The 23,846-nt window shown below is 31.3% G+C and carries 23 protein-coding genes and 1 pseudogene; 10 read left to right on the plus strand and 14 right to left on the minus strand.

Annotated features, from left to right (window positions below; genetic code table 11):
* Nucleotides 1–25 precede the first annotated feature (25 nt).
* From AGR56_RS23545 to AGR56_RS22170, 3 genes are all read left to right on the plus strand, one after another.
* Complete coding sequence (locus AGR56_RS23545) at nucleotides 26–262, plus strand: hypothetical protein (RefSeq protein ID WP_347460496.1); 237 nt, start codon at nucleotides 26–28, stop codon at nucleotides 260–262.
* Between the two features lie 2 nt (nucleotides 263–264).
* A complete protein-coding gene (locus tag AGR56_RS23550) occupies nucleotides 265–549 on the plus strand; it encodes an MGMT family protein (protein ID WP_347460546.1) in 285 nt (94 codons plus the stop codon).
* Nucleotides 550–840: 291 nt separating this feature from the next.
* Nucleotides 841–2,082 (plus strand): methyltransferase domain-containing protein, encoded by a 1,242-nt coding sequence (locus AGR56_RS22170; RefSeq protein ID WP_231017204.1) that lies wholly within the window; start codon nucleotides 841–843, stop codon nucleotides 2,080–2,082.
* Between the two features lie 117 nt (nucleotides 2,083–2,199).
* On the opposite strand, the pseudogene AGR56_RS15480 reads toward AGR56_RS22170, so the two are convergent.
* Nucleotides 2,200–4,324 (minus strand): annotated as a pseudogene (locus AGR56_RS15480) (sodium-translocating pyrophosphatase).
* Between the two features lie 342 nt (nucleotides 4,325–4,666).
* Here AGR56_RS15480 and asnS point away from each other — a divergent pair.
* Complete coding sequence (asnS, locus tag AGR56_RS15485; protein ID WP_053242969.1) at nucleotides 4,667–6,058, plus strand: asparagine--tRNA ligase; 1,392 nt, start codon at nucleotides 4,667–4,669, stop codon at nucleotides 6,056–6,058.
* Nucleotides 6,059–6,599: 541 nt separating this feature from the next.
* Nucleotides 6,600–7,538, plus strand: a complete 939-nt coding sequence (locus AGR56_RS15490; protein WP_053242970.1) for an LD-carboxypeptidase — start codon at nucleotides 6,600–6,602, stop codon at nucleotides 7,536–7,538.
* Between the two features lie 66 nt (nucleotides 7,539–7,604).
* On the opposite strand, the gene AGR56_RS15495 is transcribed toward AGR56_RS15490, so the two are convergent.
* From AGR56_RS15495 to tpx, 10 genes are all read right to left on the minus strand, one after another.
* On the minus strand, nucleotides 7,605–7,958 hold the full coding sequence (locus AGR56_RS15495) for a leucine-rich repeat domain-containing protein (RefSeq protein WP_084757078.1): 354 nt from the start codon (nucleotides 7,956–7,958) through the stop codon (nucleotides 7,605–7,607).
* A complete protein-coding gene (locus tag AGR56_RS15500) occupies nucleotides 7,937–8,467 on the minus strand; it encodes an Ig-like domain-containing protein (protein ID WP_053242972.1) in 531 nt (176 codons plus the stop codon). Before AGR56_RS15500 ends, AGR56_RS15495 begins: the two co-directional genes overlap by 22 nt.
* A gap of 72 nt (nucleotides 8,468–8,539) precedes the next feature.
* A complete protein-coding gene (locus AGR56_RS22985) occupies nucleotides 8,540–9,541 on the minus strand; it encodes a methylenetetrahydrofolate reductase (RefSeq protein ID WP_347460547.1) in 1,002 nt (333 codons plus the stop codon).
* Nucleotides 9,486–10,331 carry a homocysteine S-methyltransferase family protein gene (locus tag AGR56_RS22990; protein WP_278279659.1) on the minus strand — a complete coding sequence of 282 codons (846 nt, stop codon included), beginning with the start codon at nucleotides 10,329–10,331 and terminating at the stop codon, nucleotides 9,486–9,488. Before AGR56_RS22990 ends, AGR56_RS22985 begins: the two co-directional genes overlap by 56 nt.
* 85 nt (nucleotides 10,332–10,416) lie before the next feature.
* Nucleotides 10,417–10,872: a C40 family peptidase gene (locus AGR56_RS15510; protein ID WP_053242973.1), complete on the minus strand. Its 456-nt coding sequence runs from the start codon at nucleotides 10,870–10,872 to the stop codon at nucleotides 10,417–10,419.
* A 34-nt stretch (nucleotides 10,873–10,906) separates the two neighbouring features.
* Entirely contained in the window at nucleotides 10,907–11,521 is a 615-nt protein-coding gene (locus AGR56_RS15515; RefSeq protein ID WP_053242974.1) for a peptidoglycan-binding protein, read from the minus strand.
* 5 nt (nucleotides 11,522–11,526) lie between these two features.
* Nucleotides 11,527–12,741 carry an N-acetylmuramoyl-L-alanine amidase gene (locus tag AGR56_RS15520; RefSeq protein WP_347460548.1) on the minus strand — a complete coding sequence of 405 codons (1,215 nt, stop codon included), beginning with the start codon at nucleotides 12,739–12,741 and terminating at the stop codon, nucleotides 11,527–11,529.
* Nucleotides 12,742–12,998: 257 nt separating this feature from the next.
* Nucleotides 12,999–14,612 (minus strand): N-acetylmuramoyl-L-alanine amidase, encoded by a 1,614-nt coding sequence (locus AGR56_RS22175; RefSeq protein ID WP_053242976.1) that lies wholly within the window; start codon nucleotides 14,610–14,612, stop codon nucleotides 12,999–13,001.
* A 247-nt stretch (nucleotides 14,613–14,859) separates the two neighbouring features.
* Nucleotides 14,860–15,537 (minus strand): manganese catalase family protein, encoded by a 678-nt coding sequence (locus tag AGR56_RS15530; protein ID WP_053242977.1) that lies wholly within the window; start codon nucleotides 15,535–15,537, stop codon nucleotides 14,860–14,862.
* A gap of 725 nt (nucleotides 15,538–16,262) precedes the next feature.
* Entirely contained in the window at nucleotides 16,263–16,757 is a 495-nt protein-coding gene (tpx, locus tag AGR56_RS15535) for a thiol peroxidase (protein ID WP_053242978.1), read from the minus strand.
* A gap of 265 nt (nucleotides 16,758–17,022) precedes the next feature.
* Between tpx and AGR56_RS15540 the strand changes: the two genes are divergently transcribed.
* The 5 genes from AGR56_RS15540 (at nucleotide 17,023) to AGR56_RS15560 (ending at nucleotide 20,490) form a co-directional block, all read left to right on the plus strand.
* Complete coding sequence (locus AGR56_RS15540) at nucleotides 17,023–17,838, plus strand: PAS domain S-box protein (protein ID WP_053242979.1); 816 nt, start codon at nucleotides 17,023–17,025, stop codon at nucleotides 17,836–17,838.
* A gap of 91 nt (nucleotides 17,839–17,929) precedes the next feature.
* The gene (locus AGR56_RS15545) at nucleotides 17,930–18,490 is read left to right on the plus strand and encodes a PP2C family protein-serine/threonine phosphatase (RefSeq protein ID WP_198150066.1); all 561 of its coding nucleotides are present in this window, start codon (nucleotides 17,930–17,932) and stop codon (nucleotides 18,488–18,490) included.
* Between the two features lie 18 nt (nucleotides 18,491–18,508).
* Nucleotides 18,509–18,892 carry an ATP-binding protein gene (locus AGR56_RS15550; RefSeq protein WP_053242981.1) on the plus strand — a complete coding sequence of 128 codons (384 nt, stop codon included), beginning with the start codon at nucleotides 18,509–18,511 and terminating at the stop codon, nucleotides 18,890–18,892.
* Between the two features lie 25 nt (nucleotides 18,893–18,917).
* The gene (locus AGR56_RS15555; RefSeq protein ID WP_053242982.1) at nucleotides 18,918–20,198 is read left to right on the plus strand and encodes a HAMP domain-containing methyl-accepting chemotaxis protein; all 1,281 of its coding nucleotides are present in this window, start codon (nucleotides 18,918–18,920) and stop codon (nucleotides 20,196–20,198) included.
* 13 nt (nucleotides 20,199–20,211) lie between these two features.
* Nucleotides 20,212–20,490, plus strand: a complete 279-nt coding sequence (locus AGR56_RS15560) for an STAS domain-containing protein (RefSeq protein ID WP_053242983.1) — start codon at nucleotides 20,212–20,214, stop codon at nucleotides 20,488–20,490.
* Nucleotides 20,491–20,959: 469 nt separating this feature from the next.
* Here the strand turns inward: AGR56_RS15560 and AGR56_RS19760 are convergent, their stop codons facing one another.
* From AGR56_RS19760 to AGR56_RS23560, 3 genes are all read right to left on the minus strand, one after another.
* The gene (locus tag AGR56_RS19760) at nucleotides 20,960–21,076 is read right to left on the minus strand and encodes a hypothetical protein (protein ID WP_231017112.1); all 117 of its coding nucleotides are present in this window, start codon (nucleotides 21,074–21,076) and stop codon (nucleotides 20,960–20,962) included.
* Nucleotides 21,077–21,282: 206 nt separating this feature from the next.
* Nucleotides 21,283–22,932, minus strand: a complete 1,650-nt coding sequence (locus AGR56_RS23555; protein ID WP_347460497.1) for a PRD domain-containing protein — start codon at nucleotides 22,930–22,932, stop codon at nucleotides 21,283–21,285.
* Nucleotides 22,916–23,830, minus strand: coding sequence for a sigma 54-interacting transcriptional regulator (locus AGR56_RS23560; protein WP_347460498.1), 915 nt, complete (start codon nucleotides 23,828–23,830; stop codon nucleotides 22,916–22,918). The genes AGR56_RS23555 and AGR56_RS23560 overlap by 17 nt, the downstream gene beginning before the upstream one ends.
* Nucleotides 23,831–23,846 lie beyond the last annotated feature (16 nt).

Here is a 23,846-nt window from a genome sequence, read left to right on the forward strand (position 1 = left end):
TTTATGAGAAAGGTAATAAAATATTATGAAATTTGCTTATTATGAATCACCAATTGGAATAATAAAAATATCGACAGATGAAAAAAGCTTGTTAGGTTTAGACTTTGTATCGCAAAAGGAAAATGATTATTCAGAATCAGACTTGATTTTAGAAGCTTTAAAGGAACTTGATGAGTATTTTAAAGGAAAAAGAAAAGAATTTAATTTGAATTTATTTTTGAATGGCACAGATTTTCAAAAGAAGTATGGGGGGAGCTTATAAGAATACCATATGGAAAGGTTGCAACTTATGGTGAAATTGCAAAGCTTATTGGAAATGAAAAAGCGTCAAGGGCTGTTGGAAATGCAAATAATAAAAATAAAATAGCAATAGTAATACCATGTCATAGGGTTATAGGTTCCAGTGGAAAACTTGTTGGATATGCAGGGGGACTGTGGAGAAAAGAGTGGCTGTTGCGGCATGAAAAAAAGATAATGCAAAGTAACAATGCTTCGTCACATACACATACGCGGGGTTTGGGATGTAATCCCATTATCCTTCTAGAATAATATAGAAGGACTTTTAATAATAAATTCTATAAATCTAAGGTTCAAAAATTATAAAATACTAAGATATTTCAATAACTCGCTGAAGGGATGCTCAGACAATTGAAATATCTAAGCATTTTCCAATTTTTGAACCAAGATTTATTAGAATTTTTTTTTAACTGTTCCTTCAGCATTGTTACTTTGCTCCCACGGTAGTACAAGGAAAAATTCCTCCGTACCTACGGAATTTTAGGCATAAATTTTTATAAACTAAGTACAAATAAATAATTGATACTCATTAATAGTAATAAGATGGTGCATATAAATGGGAAGATAGGTGGATATAAGTATTATGAAGAATTAGGATATACTTTGTTAGCAAAAATTTGTATGACACATTTTTGTCCATCTAACAGTATTAACGATATTGAAGAGATTATAAATAAAAGTTGCAGGGATAATGAGTATAAGTTTGCTTATGATTTTTTTAATAAGGTTAAGTTAAATGATTATGACAAGCTGATACAATTATGTGATGCATTGGCTTTACCAAGTGGTTTTACGTTGATAGAAAAAAGACTAATTGATGTTGCTATACGTTATGGATATGATTCTCAAGCAGCTTTTTCAAGAGTATTCAGCAGATTTCACGGAATAGCGCCATCTTTGGTTCGGAACGAGGAGAGAGCTATAAAAACATTTCCACGCCTGACCTTTAAACTAATATTGATGGAGGGAAACGGTATGAAAAAGAATCCTAATCATAGAACTAACATTATAGGTGCTGGAGAGGTTGGCTATGCCATTTCGGTTGATATGGATAAAAACAATATTCATAAAACTAACAGTTCTTTTTGGGACACTAAAGGAAATGAAGTTATAGGTACAACTGCACTTCCTAAATATGGAGCATTTGTTTCGGAGGAAAAATGTCATCTTTTTGGCGATGTAGCAGGCAAAAAGTTGTTAGAGATATGCTGCGGAACTGGGCATTCTCTAAAATATCATGGAGACCGCGAAGCTTCTGAACTATGGGGGATAGATATTTCTGAAAAGCAAATAGAAAAAGCTAGGAAGTATTTATCATTGAATGGTTTTTCTGCAAAGTTGATCTGTTCACCAATGGAAGAAGATTGTGGAATACCTGTAGATTATTTTGACTATGTTTATTCTGTTTACGGTGTGGGTTGGACTACTGATCTTGAAGGTACTTTTTGCAGGATTGCTTCTTACCTAAAAAAAGATGGTGTATTTATTTTTAGTTGGTCTCACCCAATACATAAATGCGTTGCTATCGAAAATGATTTGCTTTCTTTTAAAAAAAGTTATTTTGATGAATCTTGGTACTCTGTACCTCTTGAAGGAGGTGCAATATCTTTATCGGATCGCAAGCTATCAACTTATGTCAATGCATTAGCAAAAGCAGGATTTGTCATTGATGAAATGATTGAAGAATCTGATGATGAGATTATTCAATTATATAAGGATAATGACTTTGCTAAAAAAGCCAAAATGCTTCCTGTAACATTTGTAATCAAAGCAAGAAAATTATAGCGATTTACAGTAATATCATTAAAATAAGCAGTTAAAATGCTCAAATTGCATTTCGATAATATTAACATGCGAAAAAAGGATGTATGGAAAAATTTAATTCCATACATCCCTTTTTCGTTATCTAAATAACGAAATAAATACTAATGTCAAAGTACTTACTAGCTTGATTAATACGTGAAGTGAAGGACCAGCAGTATCTTTAAATGGATCGCCTACAGTATCTCCAACAACGGCTGCCTTGTGAGCTTCAGAGTTTTTACCTCCATGCGCTCCAAGTTCAATAAGTTTTTTTGCATTATCCCATGCACCACCACCGTTGTTTAAGAATAAAGCCATAACTACACCAGCTATAGTAGTTACGAGAAGAAAACCACCAGCTGCTTCCTTACCTAAAAGAATACCTATAATAATAGGAGTAATTACAACTATTATTCCAGGAAGAATCATCTCTTTTAAAGCACCTTTAGTAACTATGTCAACACATTTAGCATAATCAGGTTTTGCTTTCCCTTCCATTATTCCAGGTATTTCTTTAAATTGTCTTCTTACTTCTAAAATTACATATTGTGCTGCATTACCAACGGCTCTTATGGCAGTGGAACTAAAGAGAAATACTATCATGGCACCTATAAAAGCAGCTATAAATACTTCTGGTTTTCCAATATCTATAGCGAACCAAGAGCTTAAAGGTTTGCCAAGTATTTTTTTTACTTCATCTAGATAAGCAGAGAATAATAAGAAGGTAGCAAGAGCAGCTGAACCAACGGCATATCCTTTTGTAAGAGCTTTTGTCGTATTACCGCAAGCATCTAATCTGTCGGTTACAATTCTTATCTCTTCTGGAGCACCAGACATTTCAGTTATTCCACCTGCGTTATCTGTAATAGGTCCAAAAGTGTCCATTGCAAGTATATAAGCACAGCTTGAAAGCATTCCCATAGTAGCTATAGCTGTTCCGTAAAGACCAGCATTTGCAGTTCCAGGAAGTGCAGCAGAACCTAACTTGTAAGCTATAAATATAGCTAAAGATATAAATACTACCGGTAATGCAGTAGATTCCATTCCTACAGATATACCTTTAATAATATTTGTGCCTGCACCTGTTTCGCATGCTTCTGATATTTCTTTTACAGGTCTTTTGTTTATTGAAGTATAGTAATTTGTAACTACTACAAATATGATACTTAAAATTATACCTGTCACAGCACATCCGTACAGCAGCCAATAATTAACATTACCATTTAGTCCACTTAGCATAAATTTAACAACAAATATTAACAAAATCAAATTTAATATAGAGGTTATAACATATCCAACTTCAAGTGATTTCATAGGGTCGTCATTGTCATCTTTAACCTTAACAAGAAATATGCCTATTATAGATGTAATTATACCTAAGGCACGAGCAACAAGTGGAAATAATATGCCTTTTATTCCAAATACAGGATATAAGGCAACACCTAAGATCATTGCACCTATGTTCTCTGCAGCGGTAGATTCAAAAAGATCAGCACCTCTACCAGCGCAGTCACCAACATTATCGCCAACAAGGTCGGCTATAACGGCAGGATTTCTAGGGTCATCTTCAGGTATTCCAGCTTCTACTTTTCCAACAAGATCGGCACCTACATCGGCAGCTTTTGTATATATTCCACCACCAAGTTGTGCAAAAAGAGCGACAAAGGAGGCACCAAATCCAAAACCTACAATTAGAGATGGAGCTTCTTTAATGATATTAACATCGCTTGACATACCACCATAAAGTAAAAATAAAGTGGCTACACCAAATAAAGAAAGAGTAGTAACAGCAAGTCCTGTAACAGCACCGCCTTTTAAGGCTATTTGAAGGGCTTTATTAAGACCTTTTTTTTGCACCAGCGGCGGCTCTTATGTTAGAGTTAACAGCCATGTACATACCAATGTATCCAGAAAGTGCTGAACACAACGCACCAACTATAAAAGCAACACCTGTACGTAGGGCTATACTGAGTGCAGAGGAAGAGCCTTTAGAGGAGTTCCCTAAGTAATTCGCCAAAACGATTACAACTAATAATAGTACAGAAAGCATTGCAATAGTTTTATATTGTCTTTTAAGAAAAGCCATAGCACCTTCGCTTATTGCATTTGAGATTTCTTGCATACTTTTTGTGCCTTTGTCTTGGTTAAAGATAAATTTAGCAAAATAAATAATAGCTAAAATAGAAATAATTACAACGCCATAGATAACAAAATAAGAATTCATGTTATACACACTCCTTTGTTAAAACATTTTAATTATTCCGGAAAATTTCGTTAAAAAAGTATCACACTCCCTTATTGAAAGATTTTGAAAATTTATTATTTATGCAATATTAATGTTCTTCACAAAATTCAAAACTCCTTTCTAAAACAAAAAAATTTCTCCTATATAAGTATACTTTACTATAAAGTAAAAAATTACATTAATTATAAAATAAGGTTTTTATTTATAATTGAGTTGACATACGATACGGTTGTGATATTATAATTCGTGTAATAAAATTAGACTATATGGATTAAAAATTTTGATGAAAATTTATATATACATTAAATTGGAGGAAATGCAATGAAAAACTTAATTGTAAAAGAAATTTATAAATCACCCGAAACTTATTCAGGAAAGAATATTGAAATTTCTGGATGGGTTAAAACTATAAGAGCATCTAAGTCCTTTGGATTCATGGAAATAAACGATGGAAGTTTTTTTAAAAACATTCAAGTGGTTTTTGATGATAAACTTGAAAATTTTAAGGAAGTTTCGAAATTTATTATAAGCTCTACTGTGTACATACAAGGAGAATTCGTGCTTACTCCAGATGCAAAGCAAGACTTTGAAATTCACGCATCTAAAGTTGAACTTTTAGGTAATTCAAATAATGATTATCCTCTTCAGAAAAAAAGACATACTTTAGAATATTTAAGAACAATTGCACATTTAAGACCAAGAAGTAACACATTTTCAGCAGTATTTAGAGTACGTTCACTAGCTGCTTATGCAATACATAAGTTTTTTCAAGATAGAGATTTCGTATATGTAAATACTCCCCTTTTGACTGCCAGCGATGCGGAAGGTGCTGGAGAAATGTTTCAGGTTACAACATTGAATTTAAATGATGTGCCTAAGAATGACAAGGGAGAAATAGATTATTCAAAGGATTTCTTTGGAAAGAAAACAAATCTTACTGTAAGTGGTCAGTTATCTGCTGAAACTTTTGCACTTGCTTTTAGAGATGTATATACTTTCGGTCCAACATTTAGAGCAGAAAATTCAAATACTGCAAGACATGCGGCAGAATTCTGGATGATAGAACCTGAAATGGCTTTTGCAGAATTAAAGGATTATATGGATGTTGCAGAAGAAATGGTTAAGTACATAATAAATTATGTTATGGAAAAAGCACCGGAAGAAATGGAATTCTTTAATAAGTTTATTGATAAGGAACTTTTTGAAAGACTTCACAATGTTATAAACAATAATTTTGGAAGAGTTACATATACTGAAGCTGTTGATATACTAAAAAAGTCTGGAGAACAATTTGAATATCCTGTTGAATGGGGTATAGATCTTCAAACAGAGCATGAAAGGTATTTAACTGAAAAGATATTTAAAAAGCCAATATTCGTAACTGATTATCCAAAGGATATAAAAGCATTTTATATGAGAATGAATGATGATAATAAAACAGTAGCAGCAGCAGATCTTCTCGTTCCTGGAATAGGAGAAATAATAGGTGGAAGCCAAAGAGAAGAAAGACTTGATGTTCTTGAAAAGAGAATGGAAGAGTTAGGACTTAAGAAAGAAGATTACTGGTGGTACTTGGAGCTTAGAAAATATGGAGAAACTAAGCATGCAGGTTATGGACTTGGTTTTGAAAGAATGATAATGTATCTTACAGGTATGTCAAATATAAGAGATGTTATTCCTTTCCCAAGAACTACAGGAAGCGCTGAATTTTAAACACAATGCGAAGTAACAATGCTTCGTCACATTAAAAAAATCCTATAAATCTAAAGTGGTGATTCTAAGCGAGTGCTTGCTTGAGGCATAGAAGGATAATTGGCAAAGCCCAAACCTCGTGCATGTTTACTCGCTGAAAAAATGCTCGTGCGTCCAGCTAAGCTGGACTATACTAACTGGTGAAAGTCCAGTCAAGGTAATTGCCAAGAAGTCTTGTAACAAACCACCAAGCGTAGTAGAATGTCGCCGTTTATTTAGTTCGCATTAAATTTAATTTAATGTCATAATTTTCATATTATAATGAAATGATTATGAATCATCATTTCCATTATAATAAAAAAGCTAAATATATTTATTATTCAGTTTACTGAATAATTAGGTTGATGGCTATGGGGTGGAACCCATGTGATTCTGAAATTATATATTAGCGTTTCTATATTCTAGGGGTTTGGGCGGAGCCCATGTAATTCTAAAACCATAACACACTCTCTTATGATGTTAATCCCACTGAACGAGTATACCTAATAAATATATTTTAAATATGATTGAAGGTGATTTTTTTGATAGGAAAAAATTGAATTATGGTGATATTATAGGAATAGTTTCACCATCAAGTCCAGAAAAACCAGAAGCAATAAAAAGAGGAATAGATTTTCTTACAAAGCTAGGCTTCAAAGTGAAAATAGGTAACCACGTTTATGATAAATATGGTTATCTTGCAGGAGAAGATAAAGCTAGAGCAGAGGATATTATGGATATGTTCCTTGATAAAGATGTAGACATGATTCTATGCATAAGAGGTGGATATGGTTCTATGAGGACCCTTCCATATATAGATTTTGATGTAATAAAAAACAACCCAAAAATATTTGTTGGTTTTAGCGACATAACAACTTACTTAAATGTATTTTTTAATAAAGCAGGCCTTATAACTTTTCATGGACCAATGGCGAGCTCAAACTTAGAAGATGAATATACTTTAAAATCCTTTTTAGATACTCTTATGAAAGGAAATAGAAAATATATAATAAAAAATCCACCAAAAATTGATATGAAATGTGAAATATCTGGTAATGCATCTGGAGATATAGTGGGAGGTAACCTATCACTTATAAGTAATACCATAGGAACTCCTTATGAAGTTAACTTTAAAAATAATATACTTTTTATAGAAGATGTTCACGAAGAGCCTTATTCAATAGATAGAATGTTAACACATCTTCTTTTATGTGGAAAACTTCAGGAATGCAGTGGGTTCATACTAGGTCAATTTAAGAATTGCACTTTACCTCATTATGAAAGAAGCTTAAGACTTGAAGAAGTAATAAAAGACACCATATTGTCTCTAAACAAACCAACTATCTCAAACTTCATGAGTGGACATGATTATCCAAAGCTTACACTTCCAATAGGTGCTAAGGCTCATATTAATTGTAATGCTAAAACCATTGAAATTTTAGAACCAGTAGTACATCTATAAATAAAATGAGGCTGTCGCAATTTTTTTAGTACGACAGCGCCCTTTTATCTAGTATATTTTGCTTCTTTAAAATATAACATTTCCAGAAGAATCTATATCAAAATCTTTTCTCTTCAACTGTGAACTCAATGTTTTTAAAGGTGTAGTATCTTTAATAGGATTATCTGAAATCTCAAGATCTGTAAGACTCTTAAGCTTTAAAAGAGGACTAACATCTTCAATTTTATTGCTATCTAAAGATAAATACTGAATATTTGTCAATTTTTCAATTGGCGTTATATCAACAATATTATTACCACTCAAGAATAAAAACTGTAAACTAGGAATTGAACTTAGCGGACTTATATCTTGAATTTGGCATCCAACTAAATTTATAGTTTCAAGCTTAGTTAGCTTTCCTAGTGGTTCAATACTCGTAATTGCATTGCCTCCAAGGAAACTTCCGTTAAATTTCTTAAATTTTCAATTCCATTAAGATCTTTTATATCTGCATTTACTGCTGCAAGTGTGGTTACTTTATCTAAATCATTTTGTGTTAAGTCTCCAGTTTCTTTACCTATTTGTTTCCTTACGGCATTTTCCAAATTTTTGTCATTAAAAATTATGCCAGAAGCATCACCTGCAACCGAAAATGTCAACGTAAGTGGATTTTTAATTGTGTCATTGCTCTGGGATTTCATATCCTCTGTTATAGTTAAGCAGTATTTTTCGCCTGACCTATATCCGCCATCAGGTGCATCTACCACTATACTTTTATTATTATTGGTTAACTCTAGATTTATATCAGCATTGCTACCATCATTTTGATCAAATACAATTATGCTGTTTTTTGTATTATCATTTAGTTCTACAGGCTTAGTAAATGTTATTGTCCATTTCTTATTTTTATCAACAGTTTGATTATCCTTAAAAAATTTCAGCTTTTGCATTAAACCCTATAAACATAGAGAAGAAAAGAACCATAAATACGATCTTATACTTTTTCATTAAAAACGCCCTCCTTATATACCTATAGATGCCTTTATCACCTTAATTATCATTTCAATTCTATTAAATGGTGTAACAAGATATAAACCATCAACATGATTTTTTATTTTATTAATAATCTCTACAGCTATTTCTATTCCTACTTTTTCTGCTTCATCTCTTGTCATATCCTTGTCAAATCTATCAACATACTTTTGTGGTATCCTAACTCCTGGAAGTTCGTTATTTATAAACTGAGCATTTTTATAACTTATAAGAGGCATAATTCCACCTAAAATTTTAACATCATTTTCTTTTTTAAAATTCGATAAAAACTCTATAGTTTCATCTTCAAAAATAGGTTGAGTTAGAAAAAATTTAGCACCATTTAATAACTTTTTATTCATCCTGGCTACTTCTGAATTTTTATTTGAAACATTTAAGTTTAATGCCCCACCTATACTTATTTCGTCACCATTAAAAACCTCTTTATTCATTTCTGATATAAGTTCTATAAGTCTAAAAGAATTTAAATTAAATACACTTTTAGCCTTTATTTCTTCAGCTCCAGAAACGGGATCACCTGTTACAGCCAGTATATTTCTTATGCCTTCTATATTGGCTGCAAGTATACTTGATCTTATAGCATTTATGTTTTTATCTCTGCAGCATATGTGCGGCATAACATCTATACCTATTTCTCTTTTTATTTTTGAAGCAATTACAATGGAATCAACTCTAACTTTTGACATCGGCGAATCTGCAACAGTAACTAAATCTATATTATTGTCTCTACACACTTCAGCACAATGCATAATCTTATCCATCATTGTGTTTGTAGGTGGATCTAATTCTACCACCAATGGAAACTTATTTCTATTAAGTTTATCTATAAATTTATTATTAGTTTTTCTAACTTTTCTTATAACTTTATTTTCATCCGAAGTCTTTAAGATTACCTTTGAACCATCTATTCTCAATTTATAGTTTAGTTCCCTTATATGTCTCGGAGTAGTTCCGCAGCAACCACCAACTATCTTTGCTCCAGATTTTTTTTATGGATAGCATTTTATCTGAAAAATAATCAGGATTATCAATGTATACCATTCTTTCATTTACAATTTCAGGATATCCTGCATTTGGAAGGGCTGATATAATATTCTCCCTATATATATTTAATTTTTTAAGCATACTGTATAAATGTGCAGGTCCGGAACCACAATTGAAGCCAAAAGCATCTATATCTTTAATTTCCTTTATTTTGCTAACAATTCCATTTATACTTACTCCATCTCTTGTATATCCATCCTGCATAACTGCAAATTGTGTTAACACAAATGCTGATTTATTTTTTTTCTTAATATACACTGCAATTTCTTCTAAACAATTTAAATTACTTAAAGTTTCAAATACAAATATATCAGCACCTTCGCTCATAAATGTATCAACTATAAATTTATATTCATTATACACATCCTCAACCGTTTTATCTATTCCAGATATATTTATCGGTCCAATGTCAGCCGCTACAAATACTTCCTTCCCATCAACAGCTTCTTTTGCTATTTCATATCCTCTTTTTATAATATTCTCCAATTCTTCTCTAGAAACATCAAGAGTTATAGCATTAGCAGAAAAAGTATTTGTTCTGATAAGCTTGGCACCTGCCTCGATATACTCATTATGTATACTTTTTATTATTCCAGCATTATTTAAATTTGCAAATTCACAAAATGACTTATTATCACCTGTTATTTTTGAGTAATAAGTCCCCATAGCTCCATCTGTAATGAGAAAATTATTTTTCAAATATTCAAATATATTCATAGACTATCTCTCCATTATTAAATAGTAAATTTACGTATATTCTATCATACATACTGAATATCTAAAAGATGTAAATAAAGATATACTAATTTTGTATCACTCTAACCCCAATATAAAACTCCATATACTTCAAATATTCAATTCTAATTACATCTCCAGTCTTAGGGGCATGTATAAACCTTCCCCCACCTATATATATACCATCATGATATACATTATCTTCTGTTCCAAAAAAAACGATATCTCCAGGTTTTAAATCGTCTTTGCTAACTTTGGTTCCAACCTTAACCTGATCATATGTTGTTCTTGGCAAGTTTACTCCAAAATGTGCATATACATATTGAACAAATCCAGAACAATCAAATCCTGCTGTTGTTGTTCCAGCATTCATGTATGGTATTCCTAAAAACATTTTTGAATACATTACAATAGCCTGTCCATTTTCACTTACTGAACTAGCTTTAACTTTGCTAATTGAAAAAACATTTATTAACAGTGTAAATACAAAGAAAATAGAAATAACCTTTTTCATCTTATTCATATAGACACTCCATTTCTATAGATATATTTTTTTACTAAATACCCAAAAGCTTCTGCCAAGTCATTTTCCCGATTTCTCCATCAGCTCCAAGTCCATTTGTCTTTTGAAAACTTATTACTGCCTGCTTAGTTGCATCTCCAAATATTCCATCTGCATTTACTCCTAATCTCTTTTGAACCCATTTTACTACATCTCCACTAGATCCACTTTTTAAAAGTGGGCATGCTGCTATAGTTGCTGGTCCTGCTTGATTATCTACTGTTAGATGTCCATATCCATTGTTATTAAGTATTGCCTGAAGATCTGCTATATTTCCACTAGTGCTTGGTGTTGTATTATTTTCTGCACTTCCTCCAGTGCTTGGATTAGTAGTATTTGAACTTGATGAACTTAATAGTTTTGTCCAAGTTCCCTTACCAATTACACCATCTGCTTCAAGTCCATTTGCCTTTTGAAAATTTATTACTGCCTGTTTAGTCGCATTGCCAAATATTCCATCCGCATTTACCCCTAATTTCTTTTGAACCCATTTTACCACATCTCCACTAGATCCACTGCTTAAAAGTGGGCATGCTGCTATAGTTGCCGGTCCTACCTGATTATCCACTGTTAAATGTCCATATCCACCGTTATTAAGTATTGTTTGCAAATTTGCTATATCTCCGCTAGTGCTTGGTGTTGTATTATTTCCTGTATTCCCCCAGTACTTGGATTAGTAGTGCTTGAACTTGATGAACTTAGTAGCTTCGTCCAAGTCATTTTCCCGATTTCTCCATCAGCCGTAAGTCCATTTGCCTTTTGGAAGTTTATTACTGCCTGTTTAGTCCCATTGCCAAATATTCCATCCGCACTTACTCCTAATTTCTTCTGAACCCACTTTACTACATTTCCACTAGATCCGCTTTCCAAAAGTGGACATGCTGCTATTGTCGCTGGTCCTGTCTGATTATTCACTGTCAATTTTCCATATCCGCTGTTATTAAGTATTGTTTGCAAATCTGCTATATCTCCGCTAGTACTTGGTGTTGTACTATTTCCTGTACTTCCTCCAGTGCTTGGATTAGTAGTATTTGAGCTTGATGAATTTAATAATTTTGCCCAAGTCATTTTTCCTATTATTCCATCAGCCTCAATACTATTTGTATTTTGGAACTTTATTACTGCCTGCTTAGTTGCATTTCCAAATATTCCATCTGCACTTACTCCCAATTTCTTTTGAACCCATTTTACTACATCCCCACTAGATCCACTTTTTAAAAGTGGGCATGCTGCTATAGTTGCTGCCCCTGCTTGATTGTCTACTGTTAGATGTCCATATCCATTGTTATTAAGTATCGTTTGCAAATCTGCTATATCTCCACTTGCACCTGGCTGCGTTGGATTATTGCCAGAACTTGTACCATCTATAGCTTTCTGAATATCACTTAATAGCTGATCCCATGTCTTACCATACTCGTTTAAATATCCTATAGGATCTGTATGATCTGTTTCGCCATAAGTTTCTGATACCCATTTATGACTATGAATATTGTTCGAATTCCAGCCATATCTTTTACATATGGAAGCCACTAACTCCACTGTGTTTTGATATACTTCATTAAACTTAGCTTGATCAGTTCCATACGGAACGCACATTTCAACACCTAAATACTTACTATTAGCTGTAGGTCCAGCATGCCATGCAACTTCGTTTTCTGGAATCGCCTGAATAGCTTGATTCCAATCAACAAAATAATGTGCTGAAGCCTGTGCACTTGCATAATTATTAAAATAATCCCTATTATTTTGGGCTGTACCACCTGGATCATCAGTATCATGTATTACTATGCCTGTAGGTTGTAGGCTTGTCCCTGGTCTATTATTATTTATGTACTCCTTTTTAACTGTTACAGCTTGTAACTAAAATTTTGTGTAAAAAAAACATTACTTGTGACAACAATTGCAACTGATAAAATTATCACCATTATTTTTTTCTTAACATTAACTCATCTCCATATTGTCATGTAAAAATTTGACTTTTTACAATAATAATTGTCATTTTATATTCTATGCTACTTATATCTAACTTAACATAAATGGTGCTGTTGTGCAATAATTTTACAACATTGTTACATTATCATCATGTTTTACATTCCCAATAACTTTACCCATGTCGTCTTCCCAATAACTCCATCTGTTCCAAGTCCATTTGCTCTTTGAAAATTTATTACTGCCTGTTTAGTTCCACTTCCAAATATGCCATCCGCACTTACTCCTAATTTCTTTTGAACCCATTTTACAACTTCTCCACTAGAGCCTACTTGCAATAACGGACATGCTGTTAGAGTTGCTGGCCCTGCTTGATTATCCACTGTCAATTTTCCATATCCAGCTTTATTGAGAATTGTTTGCAGCTCCGCTATGGTTCCGCTTGCATTTTGTGTTGGTGTTGTCTGATTATTACTATCTGTTGTATTACTATTTATAGTACTACCATTATTTTGATTTGATAAATTCAGTAACTTTGTCCATGTCATCTTCCCTACCGCACCATCTGCTCCAAGTCCATTTGCCTTTTGAAAATTTATTACCGCCTGTTTAGTTGCATTTCCAAACGCTCCATCCGCACTTATTCCCAATTTCTTTTGAACCCATTTTACAACTTCTCCACTAGAGCCTACTTGCAATAACGGACATGCTGCTATAGTATCTACGCCTGGATAATTATTAACTACTAAATGCGAATACCTATCTTTGTTTAATATAGTTTGTAATTCTGCTACATCTCCACTGCTGTTTTGAGCTGGTGTATTATTGCTTGTATTACCTTCACTATTATTTTGATTTGCTATACCCAACAATTTAGTCCAAGTCATTTTTCCAATTACACCATCTGCTTCAAGTCCATTTGCCTTTTGAAAGCTTGCTACTGCCTGCTTAGTTCCAGCTCCAAATATTCCATCTGCACTTATTGCCAACCTACTTTGAATCCACTTTACTACATCTCCACTAGAACCACTTTTTAGAAGCGGACATGCTGCTATGGTTGTCGAATCTATTACATTATCAGCATTTAATTTTCCATATCCATTTTTAGTTAATATACTTTTTAGTTCTGATATGCTTCCATTTGTATTTTGTGCTGGATTAGTATTATTGTTTGTATTATCATTAGAACTTGTACTATTAATTTCTTTTTGGATATCATTTATCATATTATCCCATGACTTTCCGTACTGATTTAAATATCCTATAGGATCTGTATGATCTGTTTCGTGATAAGCTTGCGATACCCAATTATGACTATAAATATTACTAGAACTCCATCCATACTTTTTGCATATGGCCACTACTAAGTCTACTGTATTCTTATACACTGCATTAAACTTTAAAGTATCTTGCCCATATGGAACACACATCTCAACACTTAAGAATTTATGATTAGCTGTATATCCGGCATGCCATGCCACTTCATCCTCAGGTAAAGCTTGAATTACATAATCCCAATCAACAAAATAGTGTGCTGATGTTTTAGCATTAGCGTCTCTATTAACATAATCTCTATTATTTTGAGCTGTTCCTCCTGGCTCATCAGTATCATGTATTACTATTCCTATTGGCTGTAATTTTTCATAACTTCTATTGTTATTTATGTATTGCTTCTGAATCGTTACTGCTTGTACAAAACTCGTTTGTATAAAAGCAGTACTAGAAAAAATTAAAACTCCCAATATTAACGCTGCTAATTTCTTTTTTAACATTTTATCAACTCCGTTAGTATATAAAATTAAGTTTTAAATACGATATATTTCATGATGTAACATTATGTTATTTATCGTTTACTTCTTTATCAACCTAAAGCAAAATCTTCATTTGTATACACTAATATTTCAATAAGGTTCAATTTTTCCAATACAAAGCCTAAATTTTACAAAAAATAAAACTAGATCATACCAAATGTCTTCAGTACAATCTAGTTTAAAATTTTCATATCTTATTTTTATTCGCTTACCTTCTAGGATTAGAAAAGCTTGGTTCTGTGGGATTAGGATCATTGAAATATCTACCTGGCGTTGATAAATCAAAATATAACTTAGAATCATCTGTCACCCCAAAATCCTTATTCGAACCTGTATCTTTCACCTTATTTAAAGCCTCTCTAAACAAGGCATTATGTGCTTCTTCACGATTTAATAAAAAATCTATTGTATTTCTAACTTCTCTATCTTTAATCTGACGATACAAATATTCATATACAACTTTAGCTCTTTGTTCTGAAGCTATGTTTGAAAGCAAATCTGCTACAAGATCCCCTGTAACTGTTACATAATTTGCGGTCCATGGTTCTCCAGAGGAATTCACCAAAACTGGTGCTAATCCACTAAGTACATGGCTTTCAATTTCGCCACTTCCTACTGCTTCATGATTTACACTATGTCCATTTAATAAATTTATAGTTTCAGCCACTATCTCCATATGACTAAGCTCTTCTGTTCCAATATCTAAAAACAAATCTTTTATCGTTTGATCTTTTACTCTAAAACTTTGTGATAAATATTGAAGTGCTGCCTTAAGTTCTCCATTTCCTCCCCCTAATTGCTCCTGCATAAGAACTGCATATTGAGGATTAGTTCCTTCAACTTTTACTTGTAAATTATTCAATAATTGTTTTTCATGTTTGAACAAATTCTACACCTCCACAATTTTAATTTCATGTATATTTTATACTTGCCAACTGCTATTTATACATAAGCAATCTTATATACCCTATAATAAATTTCACCATAAAAAATATGGTTATCAGCAAAACTTACTCCTATTTTGCAACAACCATATTTTATTCATTTTTATAGCCTTGTTTCAATACTATTTACTATGTATATTTATAATTTTCAATATTGTCTATGATTTAGTTAAGTAAATTTATTTATAATAGTTCAAAGTTTAAGGGGCTGTCGCATTAAATTTATTTTTAACCGTAATTCATAAATATTGCGAAGCAACTATAGTGAAAGATTTTTAACTTGCTTTGCTTGTTAAAAAGTGAACTTTTTCATTTACATGAAAAGTTAATGAGGATTTTCCTTCGCTTCTCTACGAAAAATCTTTAAATTAAACCAGCTATGTTTTTATAACAAAATTTAAACATTCTTTACATATAGATAGCAATAAATTTAAAAATTTTCCATAGTAAAGCGGAGGAAAATTATCCTTAACTTTCGGCTTTAGCCGAAAAGTTAACCTTTGACGTGCAAAGCATCGTCAAACCCTTCACTTTTCACATAAGTGAAAAAGTTAGTCTTTTAACGAGCGAAGCTAGTTAAAACCCTTCACTCAAATTAGTTTGCAATATTTATAAATTATTATTGAATTAATTTTTAGTGCGACAGCCTCTTTAAAATAATAATATTTTATTTTGCATTTTGGGCCGCTTCTAGTATTTCATCGTAATTTGGATAATCTGTTATTTCATCAAGGTACTTAGCATAAGTAATTGTATTATTGCTATCTACTACAAATGCTGTTCTTGCAAGAAGCCCAATCTCTTTTACGTAAGTACCAGTACTGTTTCCAAAATCTCTATCTTTATAATCGGAAAGTGTAATAACACTTTTAATCCCTTCAGCTCCACACCATCGACTTTGAGCAAATGGTAAGTCCATTGATACTGTATAAACTGTAACTCCTTCTATTTCAGCTGCTCTTTTGTTAAATGTTTTTACTTCAAGATCACATACTGGAGTGTCAATTGATGGTACTGTAAGAAATACTCTAACACCCTTTGTATCATTTAAAGAAACAGGTTCAAGAGAATTACTTGCAGCGGTAAAATCAGGGAACTTATCTCCTGCTTTAAGCTCACTTCCAATTAATGTTACTTCTTTTCCTTGAAATTTTACTTTCATATTATTTAGTTTACTTGCAAATATAGGTAAATTTGTAAGTAAACATTTCACCTCTTTTCGTAATATTTGTTATTATTTAATATAAATTATCTATAAATATATATTACTACATAATTAAAGTTTTGTAAATAGGTACACATTTACTTTATATCCTCAGTTCACTTTGAATATTGGCAATAAATCTATTTATTTGTGTTTTTATTCGCATTGTACTATAATAATCACAAACACACATCATCTAACTTATATATGGGAGTGACTTTTTTTGGAACAAATATTAACTTCAAATTTATTCAGTTCAAGTGATGCAACTTATATTACAACTAATTTATTAAACAACCCTGATATTTTGTTTAAAGTACTCAATGCTATTCCTGATGTAATAAAAGTATATAAAAGAGATAAAAGTATAATATTTTTCAATGAAGCGGCCTGCCATTTTTACGATAAGAACCTAGAAGAGGTCTATAATAAAAAATGTTATGAAATTCTTGATTATAGAAGCCACTGTGCTAACTGTGCTTTTAATAAAGTATTAAAAACAAAAAATACTGTGTCAGGTGAAAGATATTATCCTAAAGCCAATAAATACATGGATGTATGCCTCACACCAATTTTTGACAAATCTAAAAAAATAATTTTTATTGTAGAAAGATTAACAGATGTAACTGAAAAAAAGACACTTTCAAACCTTATTAAGAGAGATGAGAAAATGTATCATCAAATAGTCAATTTCTATCCTGATGGCATAATTATTTTGCAGGATTACAAAATTGTTTTGGCAAACAATGAAGTTAAAAATTTGCTTGGTTTATCTGAGGATTCTAAAAAAAGCATACTATATTATATTCCTCAAAAAGATAGAAAAAATGTAACCAAAATCATAAGAAGTATTTTAAAGAATAAAGATACAAAAATTATTCGACATTACAACTACATAAACCACAAAAACAAAAAAATCAGCTTGCAATTTTCATTAAGTTATATATCCTATAAAGGAAGCGATGCAATTATTTCAGTAATTAGAGATACAACTGAATTTGAAAAAAAGTTTGGATATGGCGACAAAGATTCAAAGTAGCAACCTTCAAAAAAATTTTCCTATAATGGAAAAAGCAAACTTCGAATATCTCTATTATCCGGCGCATACTGTCAGTGGCGATTATTTCAAAATGTTTAAAATAAGTGAAAACCTTGTTGTTGGTATATTGATAGATGTCAGTGGCAATGGCGTTACTGCCGCACTTAACGTTTCAGCCTTTGATATTTTATTTCTTCAAGAAATTTTAAAAAAACATAATCCTATAACAATTTTAAATAACTTAAATGCAAAATATAACAAATACGACAAAGGGTTTATCGCTGCTTGCTGCTTTAGCTTTGATTTCGCTAAAAAAGAGGCAGTTATAATTGGCGCTGGAATAAATGAATTTATTGTAAAAAGAAAAAATGGAATAGTAGAGGAGCGAACTGTAAAAGGTTCTTTTCTTGGCATGTTTCAAAATAGCATTTTTGATAAACAATTAATTAAATTTGATAGTGGAGATACCTTCTACTTTTTTACTGATGGATTAGACTTTGTATTTGATGAAGACAAAATTGTACAAAATTATATAAAGCATTCAACTATGTATGAATTCAAAAAATATCTAGATGATTACTTAAATGACCTGCTAATTGAAAAAGGTAAGCTAATTGATGATTCTTCAATGCTTGCCATAGAAATAAAATAAACTTAGGGTGATAATATGTTGAATTTAATAAAAAATACTCAAACTCTATATGGCATCGATGGTTATAATAAAATAATTGAAACCATAATACAAAAATTAAATGCCTATGACTATTACTTCGATATAAAATTAATTTTGACCGAAGCTTTACTAAATGCCTTTGAGCATGGAAATAAAAGTGATAAAACTAAACCTATAAATTTATTTTATAATTTTGACGGTAAATATTTAAACTTTAAAATAACACATTATACAAAAAATACACAAAATATTAATATACCTGAATCTATAAATAATGAAGACCTACTAAAAGAACATGGTAGAGGGCTTTTTCTCATAAGATCCTTATCTGACAAAGTAGAATTTAAAGATAATTCATTATTTATTAAAAAAACATTTTAAATACTACACCTAAGGAGGTCCTTATATGAAAAAAAGTTTAGAATCAAAATTAATTTCACTAATTTTTATAGCGTTTTTTGCACCAACCATAATTATGGGAGCTTATGTCTATATTTCTTCATCAACCTCAGCAATATTTATCAAACTTAATTCTATAAAAACGCCTTTGCTAATTGTACTGGCTTTAATAGGATTAATATACATAGTTTTCTGCTATTGTTTTGTTAAATACAACATTATTCGTCCAATAAAACAATTAGAAGCATCTATGACAAAAGCAGGAAATGGAGATTTTACTGTAAGAACTGATATTAAAACTGGTGACGAATTACAAATATTAGGTAATTACTTTAATAATATGCTTAATGATCAAGATAATATAATAAAAAATATAAGAAATTTCTCTGAAAATTTAACTGCATCATCTGAGGAAATGTCTGCATCTAGTGAAGAAATTAGTTCCAGCACTGAGGAAATAGCTTCACATATTGAAGAAGTGGCGCAAAGTTGTGAGCAACAAAACAATTTAATTGTACAAACTTCTGAAGTTCTTATTCAGCTTTCTAGCTTAGTTCAAATAGCTCAGAATAAAGCCTCAACTGCTAAAAGCAATTCAGATACCACTATGGATGCTGCATATAATGGAAGAACTCAAATTGAAAAAACATTGGATGCTATCGAAAATATAAGCAAAACTTCTGCAGAAGCTGAAAATCTTATGCATACTTTAGATAAGCTTTCAAATAAAGTAAGTGGAATAACAACAACAATAAATGATATATCAGAACAAACTAATTTACTTGCTTTAAATGCCGCAATAGAAGCTGCAAGAGCCGGTGAACATGGTAAAGGCTTTTCCGTAGTCGCAGATGAGGTTAGAAATTTATCAGAACAAACAAGTAATGGTGCTAATGAAATATCTAAATTAATAATTGAAATGACTACCTTAACTAAAAAAGCTGTTGAATCCATGATTTCTAATAAAAAGGCAGTAGAAAACGGTGTATCTGTAGCCACAAATACCGATAAATCCTTTGTCAATATAATTGCTTCAGTACAGCAAATTGTAAGCGATGTTAATGAAATAGTAGATGTAACTAAAGATGAAGTTGCAAGTTCAGAACAAATAGTAAAATTAATAGATTCAGTTGCAAGCATTACAGAAAAGAATACTGCTAGCAGTGAGCAGGTTGCTGCTGCTGCAGAAGAACAAGCATCTGTAATACAAAATGTTGCTTCTAGCGCAGAACATACAAGTGAAACTGCAATTGATATGAATAATTTAATTGAAAAATACAGTGTTTAGAAGGTGATTATTAATGAAAAACATTACTATACCAGAAAATTTTTCTGTTGAAGAAGCTTCTGAATATAGAAAAAAACTTAATGAATTAGTTGAAGCTGGTGAGAAAAATTTCACATTAGATTTTAGCAAGTGCACTTTTATTGATAGTACTGGATTAGGTGTTTTAGTTAATGTTTATAAAAAATGCACCGAACTTAATGGAACATTTATACTAAGCTCAATAACAAATCCTCAAGTTTTAAAAATATTTAAGCTCACTAGACTTGATAAAGTCTTTAAAATTACGAAGTAACAATGCTTAGTCGCGTTAAAAAAGTCCTATAAATCTAAGGTTGAAATATCTAAGTATTTTATGATTTTTCAACCAAGATTTATTAGGACTTTTTTAAATCATTCCTTCAGCATTGTTACTTCACTTCCACAGTGGTACAATCATGACCACCGGCTAAGCCGGTGGTTTGCTCAGCCCTGTAAGGGCATATTACTGGCTGGGCTAAAAGCCCTCTGAATGGTCCGCCACCCGCATACTTTTCCGTGCAGTCGCTAAAGCGACTATTTTTTGTTCTTCTTTACTTTTTTCTTTCACCCAATGGGTGAAAGCTGAATTTTGAAGGAACGTATATTTATCAATGCTTTGAGGGTGGTTTATAAAGTACTGACGTAGAATCTCAGTGCCAATACTATATTCATTATAAATCATTCTCCTCATCATCACTGTTATTATCTAATGCTTCTTTTAATGAGTAAACTTACACCTGTAACTAAATTATATTTATGTTTTCGTTTTCATCTACAACTCTACTAGCTACATTAAAATAACTTCCTCCAAATAAATCTACCATAAACATTAATCCATCTTTGTAATCCAATTCTGTCACACTATTATATACAGCAATTGTCGTGCCAAAATAGTGTATTGTTTTTTATGTTTATGTGAAGTCTTTTAAAATAGCTGTTTTTTTGTTCTGAAAAATTTTTTTATTTTTTTACTGATACACTTCTTTTGTGATTTTAATACTATTTTTTGATTTTCAATAATAAAAAAGTATATTGTGATAGAAGTGTATCAGTGTATTGTATTTTTTTATTCTATTATCTCTGCTAAAAACAATATTTCGTCTTCAGATAAAGTTATATTTATAGTATCCTTAAATATTTTATTTGCTTCTGTGATAATTTCCACTATGTGCATATTCAATTTATCCTTTTCCCTCTTGTATTTTAGACCGTCATTTATTACCATTCTCTCTAAAGCACAGCCAACATGAACCATTATTCTTATTTTGGTTGCATTGTTAAAGCTTATTTTTCCATTCTCCTCCAAAATATTTATAAACTGATACAATACACTTATTATTTTAGAAGGATTTAAATAAGTTAAAAATTGATTCAAACTGTCTTCGCATAAGTCCTTTACTACTGTGTTTCCATGATTTTTTTCAATTTTAAAACTCTTTCTTTGTATTATACTCATTAAAATATTTTCGCCATCACCACTAATTAGTTCTTCAAGCGATATAAATGGTGCTTCGATTTTAGGATTTAAAACACCAACAGAAGCTATTATATTATAGCTATTTTTTATTTTTATTACTTCCCTTTTTATGTCTTTTATACTTATTGGTAAAATTTCAATTTCTTTTTCCTTTGTACTTTTAACAATGCTTTCCACAAGTTCTTTTAATTTTACTGCGGTTCCTTCTCCAGTTGAGCATATTGTTATTATTGCCTTTTTCTTATTTACACTTTCTTCATTTATAACTTCTTCTTCCTCAACTTTTGACTTTGAATATCCTCTAAATTGCTTAAGTGAATTGTACAATCCATCTAAATCCATGTCTAAGATATTAGCCTTTCTTACGGCTTCAAGTACTAGCGGCGTAGTCACCATGTCTATTGTCTTAACCTTAATGTCTGTTTTTTCCATTATTATTGAATCAAAATTTGAAAGCGATCCCATGTCAACTAATAAAAGTATTCCTTTCCCCATATCAATTTCTCTAGCTTTTTCTATTATTTCATCAAGTATTTGGGTTGGGTTTACTTCAAGCGGCATGTCAATTGCTTCTATTACTCCCTCTCCTAATAACTGTTTTGTAACATTTACCATACTACTAGCTGTGCTGCTACCATGAGCTGCAACTATTATTGCCACATGTGTATTAGTTTGTTCTTCTGTAACTGAACTAATTAAAATTGTCAAATATATTACTTCAATTTTAGGTACAACTACATCATATTTTTTTTCAATCATTCCCTTAATTTCAACTGCAATATTAAATTCTGCTCGCTTGTCATTTATTATGCCTTCAATATTAGTGTATTTTAAATTTTCATGATTGCTTAATCTATTTAAAAAAGAACTTAGATGAAGACTTAAAGCATATAAAAACCTGTCATTTAATTTCTTATTTATTTTCTTTTCAATCATTAGCATTACATCTTCTGAAAATTTTAATATATCTTCATTTACAATCTTTAATATTTTATTTCTATCGTCCTCATCATTTTTCACCTTATTATAGAAAGATTTAATATGAATATTAATATCTGTAGTTATAAAGTTGTTTATATACTCATCATCAGCTCCACCATCTTTTAATATTGCAGCTTTATCTTCTATTATTTTATAAAGATTAAAAGGTGGATCGTAAGGATCCTTATCGATTAGTACATTATGTCCCTCTGGTGTTATTACTAGCTGCGAGTCAAGATAATCAGATATCTTCTCCATTTCCTTTCTCTTTCCACTTAAATAAAAAAAGTCCATTTTTAATGTCTGATGGTAAAGATTTAAAGGTGATATCAATGTGATCCTTAGTATTGATACTCTTTAAAAATGCTGTAGCACAAATTAACTGTATATTAGACTTCATCTGTCCAATATTTCCATAGGATGTACTTCCAATTATTGCTTTAACCGCCTCGTCTTCTATTTTAATTACTTTATTCACTCTATGTGCTTCATTTGCAAGCAAATATTTAATTAAGTCAACCTTTTCTTTTATTGATCTTTTTTCAAAATTAGGAATAGTTATTACTATTGGTATTCTTCTAATAAATGTTTTTAATAATGATGAATTTGGATCTTCTGTAGTAGCTCCAATTATAAGTACAGAGGATTTCCTATTTCTTTCAGTTTCTCCTAATCTGTTAAATCTACTTGTATCCATAAAGTAAAATAACATTTCTTGACCTTCTGGAGGAAGTCTATGTATTTCATCTAGGAATAATATTCCACCATCAGCCTTCTCTACTATTCCAGATTTATCACTGTCTGCTCCTGTATAAGCTCCTTTTATATGTCCAAATAAATGCGATATTAAAAGTTGTGGATTATTGTAGTAATCCGCACAATTAAATACTATGAAAGGCGCATCTTCACTTAATCTACTTACATATTTTGCTTGATTGTACATCATATTTGCAAAAAGCGTCTTACCAACTCCTGTTTGCCCTACAATAAGAGTATGCAGCCCATTAGGCGGATATAATATTGCTGCTTTTGCCTGTTCTACTTGATTTCTAAGACTCCCTTTGGCTCCAATTAATCTGTCAAATGGCGATTTTTCTTCTACCTTTTCTATCTTTTCTTCAGAGTTCAAAATTTCATCTAGAGATTTTATTTCCATAGGCCCTTCTTGTAAT

The sequence above is a fragment of the Clostridium sp. DMHC 10 genome (genome assembly GCF_001270375.1).
Taxonomy (GTDB): domain Bacteria; phylum Bacillota; class Clostridia; order Clostridiales; family Clostridiaceae; genus Clostridium_S; species Clostridium_S guangxiense.